This is a genomic window from Agromyces sp. NPDC058126, from assembly GCF_042884595.1.
GTDB lineage: Bacteria > Actinomycetota > Actinomycetes > Actinomycetales > Microbacteriaceae > Agromyces.
Genome location: NZ_JBHVTS010000005.1, coordinates 326,165 through 339,116 on the forward strand (window position 1 = coordinate 326,165; position 12,952 = coordinate 339,116).

General features: G+C 71.1%; 9 protein-coding genes. 7 read left to right on the forward strand and 2 right to left on the reverse strand.

All coding sequences use genetic code 11. The features are described 5' to 3' along the window. Nucleotides 1-65: 65 nt before the first annotated feature. Nucleotides 66-254, reverse strand: coding sequence for a hypothetical protein (locus ACFVTR_RS16480; protein ID WP_387039041.1), 189 nt, complete (start codon nucleotides 252-254; stop codon nucleotides 66-68). A 98-nt stretch (nucleotides 255-352) separates the two neighbouring features. Between ACFVTR_RS16480 and ACFVTR_RS16485 the strand changes: the two genes are divergently transcribed. Genes ACFVTR_RS16485 through ACFVTR_RS16495 form a run of 3 tightly spaced genes read left to right on the forward strand, consistent with a single transcriptional unit; the run spans nucleotide 353 to nucleotide 5,991 of the window. After that, nucleotides 353-970, forward strand: a complete 618-nt coding sequence (locus ACFVTR_RS16485; RefSeq protein WP_387039043.1) for a TetR/AcrR family transcriptional regulator — start codon at nucleotides 353-355, stop codon at nucleotides 968-970. A 9-nt stretch (nucleotides 971-979) separates the two neighbouring features. Then, on the forward strand, nucleotides 980-3,889 hold the full coding sequence (locus ACFVTR_RS16490; RefSeq protein ID WP_387039045.1) for an MMPL family transporter: 2,910 nt from the start codon (nucleotides 980-982) through the stop codon (nucleotides 3,887-3,889). Next, nucleotides 3,886-5,991 (forward strand): YhgE/Pip family protein, encoded by a 2,106-nt coding sequence (locus tag ACFVTR_RS16495; RefSeq protein ID WP_387039047.1) that lies wholly within the window; start codon nucleotides 3,886-3,888, stop codon nucleotides 5,989-5,991. The genes ACFVTR_RS16490 and ACFVTR_RS16495 overlap by 4 nt, the downstream gene beginning before the upstream one ends. Before the next feature lie 95 nt (nucleotides 5,992-6,086). Here ACFVTR_RS16495 and ACFVTR_RS16500 read toward each other — a convergent pair whose 3' ends face one another. Further along, nucleotides 6,087-6,503 (reverse strand): RidA family protein, encoded by a 417-nt coding sequence (locus tag ACFVTR_RS16500; RefSeq protein ID WP_387039048.1) that lies wholly within the window; start codon nucleotides 6,501-6,503, stop codon nucleotides 6,087-6,089. Between the two features lie 75 nt (nucleotides 6,504-6,578). Between ACFVTR_RS16500 and ACFVTR_RS16505 the strand changes: the two genes are divergently transcribed. From ACFVTR_RS16505 to ilvN, 4 genes are read left to right on the forward strand one after another with little or no spacing between them, the layout of a single operon-like run. After that, nucleotides 6,579-8,828 (forward strand): bifunctional alpha,alpha-trehalose-phosphate synthase (UDP-forming)/trehalose-phosphatase, encoded by a 2,250-nt coding sequence (locus ACFVTR_RS16505; RefSeq protein WP_387039050.1) that lies wholly within the window; start codon nucleotides 6,579-6,581, stop codon nucleotides 8,826-8,828. 9 nt (nucleotides 8,829-8,837) lie between these two features. Then, the gene (gene ilvD, locus ACFVTR_RS16510) at nucleotides 8,838-10,532 is read left to right on the forward strand and encodes a dihydroxy-acid dehydratase (protein WP_376947712.1); all 1,695 of its coding nucleotides are present in this window, start codon (nucleotides 8,838-8,840) and stop codon (nucleotides 10,530-10,532) included. A 44-nt stretch (nucleotides 10,533-10,576) separates the two neighbouring features. Next, the gene (locus ACFVTR_RS16515; RefSeq protein ID WP_387039053.1) at nucleotides 10,577-12,379 is read left to right on the forward strand and encodes an acetolactate synthase large subunit; all 1,803 of its coding nucleotides are present in this window, start codon (nucleotides 10,577-10,579) and stop codon (nucleotides 12,377-12,379) included. A 2-nt stretch (nucleotides 12,380-12,381) separates the two neighbouring features. Then, nucleotides 12,382-12,891, forward strand: a complete 510-nt coding sequence (gene ilvN, locus ACFVTR_RS16520) for an acetolactate synthase small subunit (RefSeq protein WP_376947716.1) — start codon at nucleotides 12,382-12,384, stop codon at nucleotides 12,889-12,891. Nucleotides 12,892-12,952 lie beyond the last annotated feature (61 nt).

The following is a 12,952-nucleotide window of genomic DNA, read 5'->3' on the forward strand; positions in this document are numbered from 1 at the left end:
TCCCAGTTTCGGGCACGGCGGCGCGGAATTCGAATGACACGCCGGGCGGGCCCGGCGTCGGCGTGCTATTCGCCGAGTTCGGGTCGCTTGGTCTCTTCGGCGACGGTGCCGATCGCGATCGCGATGCTCGCCGCCCATGACACCCACATCAGCAGCAGGCGCCAGTCGCGCGGGCCGTCGACCGTGGCCTTGACCACGCCGAACCCGCTGATGATCGCGCCGAGGACGGCTCCGCTGAAGAGGTACTTGCGCATGTCCGTCACGCTACCGTGCGGTGAACGCGGGCTGGGAGTCATCCGTGAATCTGACCGATCGTGCAGGATCTGACCGATCGGTCAATTACCGTCGGATCATGCCCACCGATGCGACCATCCCCTCGCGCGCCCGCGCCAGCGACGAGCTGCTGCGCGCCGCGCTCGAGCAGTTCGCGACCGCCGGCTTCGCCGGCACCTCGCTGCAGCAGATCGCCGACCACGCCGGCTACTCGAAGTCGAGCGTGCTCTACCACTACGCCTCCAAGGAGGCGCTGCTCGAGGCCGCGATCACGCCCGCCATCGAGCGGCTCGAGGTGCTCGTCGACGAGTTCGCCGAGGGACGGCGATCCGACGCCGCCCGCGGCGTCTTCATCGGCCGGTTCGTCGACCTCCTGCTCGGCGAGCGACTCGCCGTGCACCTCTTCGTGAACCAGGGGCACTCGCTCGGCGGCATCCCGATCGTGGAACGCGGCAACGCCGCCATCCGGGTGCTCGCCGACGCGATCTGCAGCGGGGCGAGCCTCGTCGAGCAGATGCGCTTCGGCGTCGCGCTCGCCGGCGCCACCTACGCGCTCGTCGCCGGCGCCACCTTCTTCGACGACGACGACCTCGTGAACGAGACCATGAACGCCCACACCGACGACGAGCTGCGCGAAGCGCTCGTCGACGTCGTCTCCGAACTCCTCCTCCCGGCCGACGGCCGCCAGACCCGATAGGCCCCGCCCATGGCTCTCCTCCTGCACCGCATCGGCCGCTTCGCCTACCGCCGCGCGTGGCTCGTCATCGTCGCCTGGGTGATCGCGCTCGGCGCCCTGCTCGGCGCCGGCCTCGGCCTCGGCGGGCAACTGCAAGACTCGTTCGCCATCCCCGGCACCGAGTCGCAGACCGCGATCGACCAGCTCGCCGCCGTGTTCCCGCAGACCGCGGGCGCCTCGGCGAAGGCCGTGATCGAAGCGCCCGAGGGCGACACCGTCGACTCGCCCGACGCCCGCGCCGCCATCGAGGACATGGAGGCCGAGCTCGAGGACCTCGACGGCGTCGCGAGCGTGCTCGGGCCGTTCGACGAGTACGCGGGCGATCAGATCTCGGGCGACGAGCGCACCGCCTACATCCAGATCACCTTCGACGGGCAGGTCACCGACGTGACCCCCGAGATGCTCGACGCCGTCACGGCGACGGGGGAGATCGGCGAGACCGCGGGCCTCGAGGTCGCGTTCGGCGGCGACGTCTTCCAGGAGACGAGCTTCGGCCTCACCATCACCGAGGTGTTCGGCGTGCTGTTCGCCGCCGTCGTGCTCATCATCACCTTCGGCTCGCTGCTCTCGGCCGGGATGCCGCTGCTCACCGCCCTCGTCGGCGTCGGCGCGGCCTCGGGCGGGATCCTGATCGTCGCGTCCTTCGCGACGGTGTCCTCCACCGCCCCGATGCTCGCCGTCATGATCGGGCTCGCCGTCGGCATCGACTACGCGCTGTTCATCCTCTCGCGGCACCGCAACCAGCTCGCCCGCGGGCAGGATCCCGAGGACAGCGCCGCCGAGGCGGTGGCCACCGCGGGCGGTGCGGTCGTGTTCGCCGGCCTCACGGTCATCATCGCCCTGCTCGGCCTCCTGGTCGTCGGCATCCCGTTCCTCAGCGTCATGGGCGTCGGCGCCGCCTTCGCCGTGCTCATCGCCGTCATCGGCGCGGTCACCCTGCTGCCGGCGCTCCTCGGCGTCTTCGGCAAGCGGCTCGCGCCCAAGCCCGGCAGCCGCGCGCACCGACGTGCCAACGCCGCCGACGACGGCGGCAAGCCCACGATGGGCCGGCGCTGGGTCGACCTCGTGCTGAAGGCCCCGGTCGTCTTCGTCGTCCTCGTCGTGGGTCTCCTCGGCGCCGCCGCGATCCCCGCGGCGAGCCTCGACCTCAACCTGCCGAACAACGCGGGCACGCCGGGCTCCACCCAGCGCGAGGCGTACGAGATGATCGAGAGCGGCTTCGGCCCCGGCTACAACGGCCCGCTCATCGTCACGGTCGACATCACGCAGACGACCGACATCTTCGAAGACCTCGACGCCATCGGTTCTCAGCTCGCCGAACTCGACGACGTCGCCTACGTCGGCGAGGGCCTGCCGAACGAGACCGTCGACACCGCCATCATCCAGGTCGTGCCCGAGAGCGCCCCCGACACCCCCGAGACGAAGGCGCTCGTCGAGGAGATCCGCGAGCTCGCGCCCTCGATCGAGGCGGAGTTCGGCACGCCGATCGCCGTCACGGGCTACACCGCCGTCGCGATCGACATCTCGAATCGTCTCGCCGACGCGCTCATCCCGTTCGCACTCATCGTCGTCGGGCTCTCGATCGTGCTGCTGCTCATGGTGTTCCGCTCGGTGTTCGTGCCGATCAAGGCGGCCCTCGGCTTCCTGCTCTCGGCGTTCGGCGCGATCGGCGTCACCGTCGCGATCTTCCAGTGGGGCTGGTTCGCCGACCTGCTGCACGTCGAGCCCGGGCCGATCCTCAGCTTCCTCCCGATCCTGCTCATGGCCGTGCTCTTCGGCCTCGCCATGGACTACGAGGTGTTCCTCGTCTCGGGCATGCGCGAGGAGTACGTGAAGACGAAGGAGCCGCGCACCTCGATCGTGCACGGGTTCCAGCACGCCGCCCGCGTCGTCACCGCCGCCGCGCTCATCATGTTCTTCGTCTTCTTCGCCTTCGTGCCCGAAGGATCGGGGGTCATCAAGGGCATCGCCTTCGCGCTCGCGATCGGCGTCGCCTTCGATGCCTTCCTCGTGCGCATGACGCTCGTGCCCGCCGCGATGGCACTCGCGGGCAAGGCCGCCTGGTGGCTGCCCGCATGGCTCGCGAAGCGACTGCCCGACGTCGACATCGAGGGCGAGGGGCTGCGCGCCCACCTCGAACAGGAGGAGTGGGCCGCCGCCCGGCCCGCCGCGATCAACGTCGAGGAGGCCGTGTTCGGGCTCGCCGAGCGACCCATCGGCCCGCTCGCGGTCGAGGTGCCGGCGGGCGGTGTGCTCGTCGTGCGCGGCGAAGCCGTCGACCGTCGCGTGGTCGCCGCGACCCTCGCGGGCCGCCTCGCCCCCGTCTCGGGCCTCGTCGTCGTGCAGGGCACGCCCCTTCCGACCGGGCAGGGTCGCGTCATGCGCCACGTCGCGATGGCCGAGGTCGCCTCGGATGCCCCGACGGGCACCACGGTCGGAGAGCTCATCGCCGCACGACTCGACGCGACACGGCCGTGGTACCGCCTCGGCGTCTCGGGTTCGCAGGTGCGCGACTGGACGGAGCGCGCCGCCCGTGCGCTCGGCGCCGGCGCGCCCGACGCCGTGGGCGGTGGAGCACCGGTCGCCCGTTTCGACGCCGACACCCCGCTCTCCTCGCTCGGCGCCGAGGCGCGCACCGTCGTCGCCGTCGCCGCCGCGCTCGCCGAACGGCCGCGCCTCGTCGTGCTCGACCTCGACGACGAACCGAGCGGCGCGAGCGCAGAACTCTGGTCGGCCCTCGCCGCCCTCGTGCCCGCGACGGTCACCCTGATCGTCGGCGTCGGCACCGACGCGTCGGCACCCGACGCCTCGCCCGCGCTCGCCGCCCGTGGCATCCGAACCCTCGAACCCGTCTCTCGCAGCCTGGAGGCACACCGATGAGCACCCGACTCTCCCGCCTGTTCGGCTCGACGCCGGCGCAGCGCCGCACGCGACTCGGCGTGCTCGTCGCCGCGGTCATCGCCGTTCCGCTCGCCGTCGCCGGCCTCGTCTCCGGCGCCCTCGGCGGTGCGACCGACAACCTCGCCGAGATCCCGGCGGTCGTCGTCAACAACGACGAGATGGTCACGATGACGCTGCCCGACGGCACCGAGCAGCCCGTGCTCGCCGGCCGCCAGCTCGTCACCGAGCTCACCGGCGCCGACACCGCCGGCTTCGCCTGGACGATCTCGAACGACGAGGAGGCCGCCGAGCTGCTCGCCTCGGGCGACGCGTACGCCGTGCTCACGATCCCGTCCGACTTCTCGCAGTCGGTCACCTCGATCTCGGGTCAGTCGCCGACGCAGGCGAACCTCGACATCCGCACCGACGACGCGCACGGCTACCTCGCCGGCTCGGTCGCGCAGTCGGTCGGCGATGCGATGTCGACCGCGTTCGGCCGCGAGCTCACGGCCCAGTACCTCGAGGGCTTCTACACGAACCTCGCCGCGATGGGCGGCTCGCTCGGCGAGGCCGCCGACGGGGCGACGCAGCTCTCGAGCGGCATCGGCACGCTCTCGGGCGGGCTCGGGAAGCTCTCCGACGGCGTCGGGCAGGCGGCGTCGGGCGCTTCGGATGCCGCGAGCGGCGCCTCGGCGTACGCCGACGGCGTGGCGCAGTACACCGACGGCGTCGACGGCATCGCGAGCGGGCTCGGTTCTTACTCTGCGGGCGTGACGAAGTACACGCAGGGGGTCGACGGGATCGCCGGCGGGCTCGCGAAGCTCTCGACGCAGACGAAGGACCTCGGGCAGCTCGGGGCCGGCATGGTCGACTACACGAATGGTGTGACCGCGCTCTCGCAGAACTACGACGCACTCGAGCCGGGGCTGCTCGCCCTCATCGATCAGACGATCTCGGCCGCGACCGGCGGGCTCGCCGACTGCGCGACCGAGCCGCGCCCGCCGCAGCTCGACGGGTTGTGCGACATGCGCGACGGCGTCGTCGGCATCGGCGACGGCGCATCGACCCTCTCGGCTTCGGGCACGCAGCTCGCGGCCGGTGCGGCCGGGCTCGCGCCGCTCCAGGGCGGCATCGCCCAGCTCTCCTCCGGCGCCGCCCAGCTCTCGGCCGGCTCGGCCGGACTCCGCGACGGCGCCTCGGGCCTCGCCTCGGGTGCGCAGCAGCTCTCGGCCGGGTCGGCGGGCCTCAGCGACGGCGCGACCGGACTCGCCTCGGGCATCGGCGAACTCGCCGGCGGGCTCGGCGCACTCCAGACCGGTGCCGACGGTGCCGCCGACGGTGCCACGAAGCTCGCCTCGGGCGCCGACGAGCTCGCCGACGGCCTGACCGCCGGCGCGAAGGAGGCGCAGCAGCTCGGCGACATCGACGCCGAGACGACGGCCGAGGTCGTCGCCGAGCCCGTCACGGTCGACGCGACCCGCGACAACGAGATCAGCTCGACCGGAGAGGTCATCGGCATGATCTTCGTGCCCGTCGGCCTCTGGCTCGGCGCGATGGCGATGTTCCTCGTCTTCCGTCCGTTCGGGCGCGAGGCGCTGCGCAGCACCGCTTCGACCGGCGGCCTCGTCTGGCGCGCGCTCGCCCGGGCCGGGCTGCTCGCACTCGCCCAGGCGATCGCGGTCGTGCTGCTGCTGCACGGCGCGATGGGCGTGGCGTGGAGCCTGCTGCCGCAGACCCTCGCGTTCGCGGCCCTGCTCGCGCTCGTGTTCACGGCACTGCACTCGTTCTTGACGGTGTGGCTCGGCCGCGCGGGCCTGCTGGTGTCGCTCGTGCTCGTCGCGCTGCAGCTCACGGCGGCCGGCGGACTCGTGCCGATCGAGGTGCTCGCCGGGCCCTACCAGGCGATCAGCCCGTTCCTGCCGCTCACGTGGGGTGTGCAGGGCATGCAGTCGATCATCGCCGGAGCGGGCGGCGGCGTCATCGCCGGCGCGGCCGGAGTGCTCGTGCTCTTCGGCCTGCTCGGGGTCGCGGGCACCGCGTTCGTCGTGGGCCGGCGGCGAGGCATCCGCTCGATCGGGTTCGCCGCGACCGCGCTCGGCTGACCCAGCCTGTCATCGACTGAACCCCGTTCGTGCGTCTGAACCTCGCACGAACGGGGTTCAGTCGCAGAAGCGGGTCTCGATACGCTCCTTCGTCGTCACCCGACCGACGGAGCGGCAGGCGGCAGCGCCGCGATCGCACTCACCTCGATGAGCGCGCCCGGCACCCCGAGCGCACGCACCGTGGCCCCCGTCACGAGCGGAGGGGCCCCCGGTCCGGCGAGTCGCGGCGCGATCGCCCCGTAGGCCGCCCCGAGGTCGGCGCCCTCGGCGATGAGCACCGTCCACTGCACGACGTCGGCGAGGCTCGCGCCGGCCGCCTCGAGCGCAATGCTCGCGTTGTCGATCGCCCGGACCGACTGCGCGGCGACGTCGTCGGACACGACGGCGCCGGTCTCGTCGACGCCGTTCTGACCGCCGAGGTAGATCGTCGTCGCGCCGGGCGGCACGACGGCGACATGGCTGAATGCGGGACTCACGACGAGCCCGGCGGGTTGCAAGCGTGTGATCTCCATGCCCCGACTCTCGCACCGACCGCCGACACACCGCACTGTTAGCCTGAGGGCAGCGCGAGGAGGGACATCCGCTCTATGAACGCCCCCGAACCATCACGCGACGACCTGTACGTCGATGCCGCCTACGACATGATCGTGGTCTCGAACCGCCTGCCCGTCGACTACCAGCCCGGGCCCGACGGCGAGACGCAGTGGAGGAGCTCGCCCGGCGGGCTCGTCACCGCGCTCGAACCCGTCATGCGCGCCGCCGACGGCGCCTGGATCGGCTGGGCCGGCGTGGCCGACCGCGAGTTCGACCCGTTCGAGCACGACGGCATCTCGATCATCCCGGTTCCGCTCAGCGAGTCCGAGCTCGAGGAGTACTACGAGGGCTTCTCGAACGACACGCTCTGGCCGCTGTACCACGACGTGATCGCGCCGCCCTCGTTCCACCGCGAATGGTGGGACGCCTACGTGCGCGTCAACCGCCGCTTCGCCGAGGCCGCCGCCCGGGCCGCCTCGCCCGGTGCCGTCGTCTGGGTGCAGGACTACCAGCTCCAGCTCGTGCCGCGGATGCTCCGCGAGAGCCGCCCCGACCTCGTCATCGGCTTCTTCAACCACATTCCCTTCCCCGCATACGGCATCTACTCGCAGCTGCCGTGGCGTCGTCAGGTCATCGACGGGCTGCTCGGCGCCGACGTCATCGGCTTCCAGCGCGCCGCCGACGCGGGCAACTTCTCGCGCGCGGTGCGGCGCCTGTTCGGCTACGCCACGCGGGGCAGCGTCATCGACGTGCCGGATGCCACGGGGGAGGTGCGGCACGTCGTCGCCCGTCACTTCCCGATCTCGATCGACGCGGCGGGCTTCGAGGCGATCGCCCGGCGCCCAGAGGTGCAGGCTCGCGCCCGCGAGATCCGCGAGAGCCTCGGCAACCCCGAGACGATCATGCTCGGCGTCGACCGGCTCGACTACACCAAGGGGATCCGCCACCGCCTGAAGGCGTTCGGCGAGCTCCTCCGCGACGAACGGTTGGCGGTCGAGAAGGCGACGCTCGTGCAGGTCGCGAGCCCGTCGCGCGAACGGGTCGAGACGTATCGGCAGCTGCGCGACGAGATCGAGCTCATGGTCGGCCGGCTGAACGGCGACTACTCGACCCTCGGGCACCAGGCCATCGCCTACCTCCACCACGGCTACCCCCGCGAGGAGATGGTGGCGCTCTATCTCGCCGCCGACGTCATGCTCGTCACCGCGCTCCGCGACGGCATGAACCTCGTCGCCAAGGAGTACGCCGCCTGCCGCTTCGACGAGGACGGGGTGCTCGTACTCAGCGAGTTCACCGGTGCCTCCGACGAGCTGCGCCAGGCGGTGCTCGTGAACCCGCACGACATCGAGGGCCTGAAGGACGCGATCGTCGAGGCGGCGTCGATGCCCAAGCGCGAGCGGGCCCGGCGGATGCGGGCGCTTCGGCGGCGCGTACGTGAGAACGACGTGGCCAACTGGTCGGCGACGTTCCTCAAGACGCTCACGGGCGCCGGAATCATCGAGCCGGGCGTGCCCGAGTCGCTCGCCTCCTCGGTGCGGCGCATCGCCGGCACCGAGCGGCTGCTCGTCGCACTCGACTTCGACGGCACCCTGGCGCCGCTCGTCGACCGGCCCGAGGATGCGCGGGCGACCCGGCGCGCCCGCGCCGCCGTCGAACGGCTCGCCGCGGTCGACGACACACGCGTCGCGATCGTCTCGGGCCGCGCGCTCGGCAGTCTCCGCGAGGTCGCCGATCCGCCCCACGGGGCGCTCCTCAGCGGTTCGCACGGAGTCGAGCTGCAGCTCGACGGCGGCGACGTCATGATCGAGCTGCGCGACAGCGAGCTCGCCGAACTGCAGCGGCTCGCCGCCGTCCTCGATGAGATCGCCTCGAGCGAGGACGGGGCCTGGGTGGAGCAGAAGCCCGCCGGGCTCGCGCTGCACACCCGCAAGGTCGCCCAGGCGGCGCGCGGCAGCGAGCTGCAGCGCATCGCGCGCGAGCGCGTCGCGCGCGAGCTCCCCGAACTCACGATGCGCAGCGGCAAGGGGGTCGTCGAGTTCTCGGTGCGCCCGAGCGACAAGGGCGAGGCGCTCACGCGGCTGCGTCAGCACGCCGGCGCGAGCGCCGTCGTCTACGTCGGCGACGATGTCACCGACGAGGACGCCTTCGCGGCGCTCCAGGACGAGGACCTCGGCGTGAAGGTCGGCCAGGGCAAGTCGCTCGCGGCCCACCGCGTGCGCAGCCCCGAGGACGTCGCCGAGCTGCTCGAGCGCCTCGCCGACGAACGTGACACACAGCGCGGGGGCCCCTCGCGCTGGCCATAGACTCGATCCATGTCGGAGTTCGATCCCAAACCGCGTAGTCGTACTGTCACCGATGGCATCGAGGCCATGACGAGCCGGGGCATGCTCCGCGCCGTCGGCATGGGCGATGCCGATTGGGACAAGCCCCAGATCGGCATCGCGAGCTCGTGGAACGAGATCACGCCCTGCAACCTCTCGCTCGGCCGCCTCGCGCAGGCCGCGAAGGAGGGCGTGCACGGCGGCGGGGGGTACCCGCTGCAGTTCGGCACCGTCTCGGTCTCCGACGGCATCTCGATGGGCCACGAGGGCATGCATTTCTCGCTCGTCTCGCGCGAGGTCATCGCCGACTCGGTCGAGGTCGTCATGCAGGCCGAGCGCCTCGACGGCTCGGTACTGCTCGCCGGCTGCGACAAGTCCATCCCGGGCATGCTCATGGCGGCGGCCCGGCTCGACCTCGCGAGCGTCTTCCTCTACGCCGGCTCGATCGCCCCCGGCTGGGTGCGCCTGTCCGACGGCACCGAGAAGGACATCACGATCATCGACTCCTTCGAGGCGGTCGGCGCGGTGAAGGCCGGCACCATGTCGGAGGAGGACGCGAAGCGCATCGAGTGCGCCTTCGCGCCGGGCGAGGGCGCCTGCGGCGGCATGTACACCGCGAACACCATGGCCTCCGTCGCCGAGGCGCTCGGCCTCTCGCTGCCGGGATCGGCGTCGCCGGCCTCGGCGGACCGCCGTCGCGACTACTACGCGCACCGCTCCGGCGAGGCCGTCGTGAACCTGCTGAACAAGGGCATCACCGCGCGGCAGATCCTCACGAAGAAGGCCTTCGAGAACGCCATCGCCGTGGGCATGGCGCTCGGCGGCTCGACCAACATCGTGCTGCACCTGCTCGCGATCGCCCGCGAGGCCGAGGTCGACCTCACCCTCGACGACTTCAACCGCATCGGCTCGAAGGTGCCGCACATCGGCGACCTCAAGCCCTTCGGCAAGTACGTCATGAACGACGTCGACCGCCGCGGCGGCGTGCCCGTGCTCATGAAGGCGCTGCTCGACGCGGGCCTCCTGCACGGCGACGTGCTGACCGTCACCGGCAAGACCATGGCCGAGAACCTCGCCGAGATGAACCTCCCGCCGCTCGACGGCGAGGTGCTGCACACCCTCGACGACCCGATCCACGAGACCGGCGGCCTGACGATCCTCCACGGCACGCTCGCGCCCGAGGGCGCGGTCGTGAAGACGGCCGGCTTCGACGCGGCCGTCTTCGAGGGCCCCGCGCGCGTCTTCGAGCGCGAGCGCGGCGCGATGGATGCGCTGACCAACGGCGAGATCAAGCACGGCGACGTCGTCGTGATCCGCTACGAAGGCCCGAAGGGCGGCCCGGGCATGCGCGAGATGCTCGCGATCACCGCGGCCATCAAGGGCGCCGGGCTCGGAAAAGATGTACTACTCTTGACGGACGGTCGATTCTCAGGCGGCACAACCGGCCTGTGCATCGGCCATCTGGCACCCGAAGCAGTAGACGCAGGTCCTATTGCTCTCGTGCGCGATGGTGATCTTATTCGGGTCGATATCGCAGCCCGGTCCATCGACCTACTTGTCGACGAGGCCGAGCTGGCCGCCCGCCGCGAAGGCTGGGCTCCGCTTCCCCCGCGCTACACCCGAGGCGTTCTCGCGAAGTACTCGAAGCTCGTGCGTTCCGCCGCCGAAGGCGCCACGACGGGCTGAGCGCTGCGCTTCCCGCACCCATCGCCCACCAGAACAGGAATCGAATGACCACGGAATCGACCCCCGTGCCGTCGCCCGCTGCAGTGCCGCCAGGCGCACCCGTGGAGATCACGGGTGCCGAGGCGGTCGTCCGTTCGCTCGAGATGCTCGGCATCACCGACGTGTTCGGACTCCCGGGCGGCGCCATCCTCCCCGTCTACGACCCGCTCTTCGAGAGCAAGAAGCTCCGGCACATCCTCGTGCGCCACGAGCAGGGCGGCGGCCACGCCGCCAGCGGCTACGCCGCCTCGAGCGGCAAGCTCGGCGTCACCATCGCGACGTCCGGCCCCGGCGCGACGAACCTCGTCACCGCCATCGCCGACGCGCACATGGACTCGGTGCCGATGCTCGCGATCACCGGCCAGGTGTTCTCGACGCTCATGGGCACCGACGCCTTCCAGGAGGCCGACATCGTCGGCATCACGATGCCGATCACGAAGCACTCCTTCCTCGTGAAGGATCCCGAGGACATCCCCGGGACGATCGCCGCCGCGGTGCACATCGCGACGACGGGCCGGCCCGGTCCCGTGCTCGTCGACATCACGAAGGACGCCCAGCAGGCGAAGTTCTCGTTCCGCTGGCCGCCGAAGGTCGAGCTGCCCGGCTACCGTCCGATCACGAAGGCGCACGGCAAGCAGGTCGCGGCCGCGGCCCAGCTGATCGCCGAGGCGAAGCGCCCTGTGCTCTACGTCGGCGGCGGCGTGATCCGCGCCCGCGCCTCCGACGAGCTGCTCACGCTCGCCGAGACGACGAAGGCCCCGGTCGTGACGACGCTCATGGCTCGCGGCGCCTTCCCCGACTCGCACCCGCAGCACCTCGGCATGCCCGGCATGCACGGCACGGTGCCGGCGGTGCTCGCGCTCCAGGAGTCCGACCTCATCGTCGCGCTCGGCGCCCGCTTCGACGACCGGGTGACCGGCAAGGCGGCGCTGTTCGCGCCCAACGCGAAGGTCGTGCACGTCGACATCGACCCGGCCGAGATCTCCAAGATCCGCACGGCCGACGTGCCGATCGTGGGCGACGCGAAGGAGGTGCTCGTCGACCTCACCGCGGCCTACCGCACGGTGACCGGCGGCACCGCGGCAGATCTCGACGAGTGGTGGGCGACGCTCGACGGCCTCCGCAGCGAGTTCCCGCTCGGCTACACCGAGCCGCGCGACGGCCTGCTCGCACCGCAGTACGTCATCGAGCGCATCGGCCAGCTCACCGGCCCCGAGGGCGTCTACGCCGCGGGCGTCGGCCAGCACCAGATGTGGGCGGCGCAGTTCATCAAGTACGAGCGGCCGAACTCGTGGCTGAACTCGGGCGGCGCGGGCACCATGGGCTACGCGGTCCCCGCGGCCATGGGTGCCAAGGTCGCCGAGCCCGACCGCGTGGTCTGGGCGATCGACGGCGACGGCTGCTTCCAGATGACCAACCAGGAGCTCGCGACCTGCACGTTGAACAAGATCCCGATCAAGGTCGCGGTCATCAACAACTCCTCCCTCGGCATGGTTCGCCAGTGGCAGACCCTGTTCTACGACGGCCGGTACTCGAACACCGACCTGAACACCGGTCACGACACGGTGCGCATCCCCGATTTCGTCACCCTCGCCGAGGCCTACGGCGCGCTCGGCATCCGGGTGACGAAGAAGGAGGAGGTCGACGCGGCTATCAAGCTCGCGCTCGAGACGAACGATCGCCCCGTCGTGATCGACTTCGTCGTCTCGGCCGATGCGATGGTGTGGCCGATGGTGCCGCAGGGCGTGTCGAACAGCTACATCCAGTACGCCCGCGATCACGCGCCGGCATTCAGCGAGGAGGACTGACCATGTCGACCCACGTGCTCTCCCTCCTCGTCGAGGACAAGCCCGGTCTGCTCACCCGCGTCGCGGGCCTCTTCGCCCGTCGCGGCTTCAACATCGAGTCACTCGCGGTCGGCCACTCCGAGATCGAGGGCCTCAGCCGCATCACGGTCGTCGTCGACGTCGAGGAGCTGCCGCTCGAGCAGGTGACGAAGCAGCTCAACAAGCTGATCAACGTCATCAAGATCGTCGAGCTCGACCCCGCCCAGTCCGTGCAGCGCGAGCACCTGCTCATCAAGGTGCGCGTCGACAACACGACCCGTTCGCAGGTGCTCGAGGCCGTGAACCTCTTCCGCGCCCGCGTGGTCGACGTCGCGACCGATGCCCTCGTGATCGAGGTCACTGGCGACTCGGGCAAGACCCAGGCGCTGCTCAAGGTGCTCGAGCCCTACGGCATCAAGGAGATCGCCCAGTCGGGCCTCCTCGCGATCGGTCGTGGCGGCAAGTCCATCACCGAGCGCGTCTTCAAGAACTGAAACGGATGCCGCGGCGCGCGCCGAAACATCCCTCACGCAACCCACACCAAGGAGAAAACAG

What these genes read in the sequence shown, in the direction of transcription:
- ACFVTR_RS16480 (WP_387039041.1), bottom strand. Translation starts at nt 254, where the DNA reads ATGCGCAAGTACCTCTTCAGCGGAGCCGTCCTCGGCGCGATCATCAGC.
- ACFVTR_RS16485 (WP_387039043.1), top strand. Translation starts at nt 353, where the DNA reads ATGCCCACCGATGCGACCATCCCCTCGCGCGCCCGCGCCAGCGACGAG.
- ACFVTR_RS16490 (WP_387039045.1), top strand. Translation starts at nt 980, where the DNA reads ATGGCTCTCCTCCTGCACCGCATCGGCCGCTTCGCCTACCGCCGCGCG.
- ACFVTR_RS16495 (WP_387039047.1), top strand. Translation starts at nt 3,886, where the DNA reads ATGAGCACCCGACTCTCCCGCCTGTTCGGCTCGACGCCGGCGCAGCGC.
- ACFVTR_RS16500 (WP_387039048.1), bottom strand. Translation starts at nt 6,503, where the DNA reads ATGGAGATCACACGCTTGCAACCCGCCGGGCTCGTCGTGAGTCCCGCA.
- ACFVTR_RS16505 (WP_387039050.1), top strand. Translation starts at nt 6,579, where the DNA reads ATGAACGCCCCCGAACCATCACGCGACGACCTGTACGTCGATGCCGCC.
- ilvD (WP_376947712.1), top strand. Translation starts at nt 8,838, where the DNA reads ATGTCGGAGTTCGATCCCAAACCGCGTAGTCGTACTGTCACCGATGGC.
- ACFVTR_RS16515 (WP_387039053.1), top strand. Translation starts at nt 10,577, where the DNA reads ATGACCACGGAATCGACCCCCGTGCCGTCGCCCGCTGCAGTGCCGCCA.
- ilvN (WP_376947716.1), top strand. Translation starts at nt 12,382, where the DNA reads ATGTCGACCCACGTGCTCTCCCTCCTCGTCGAGGACAAGCCCGGTCTG.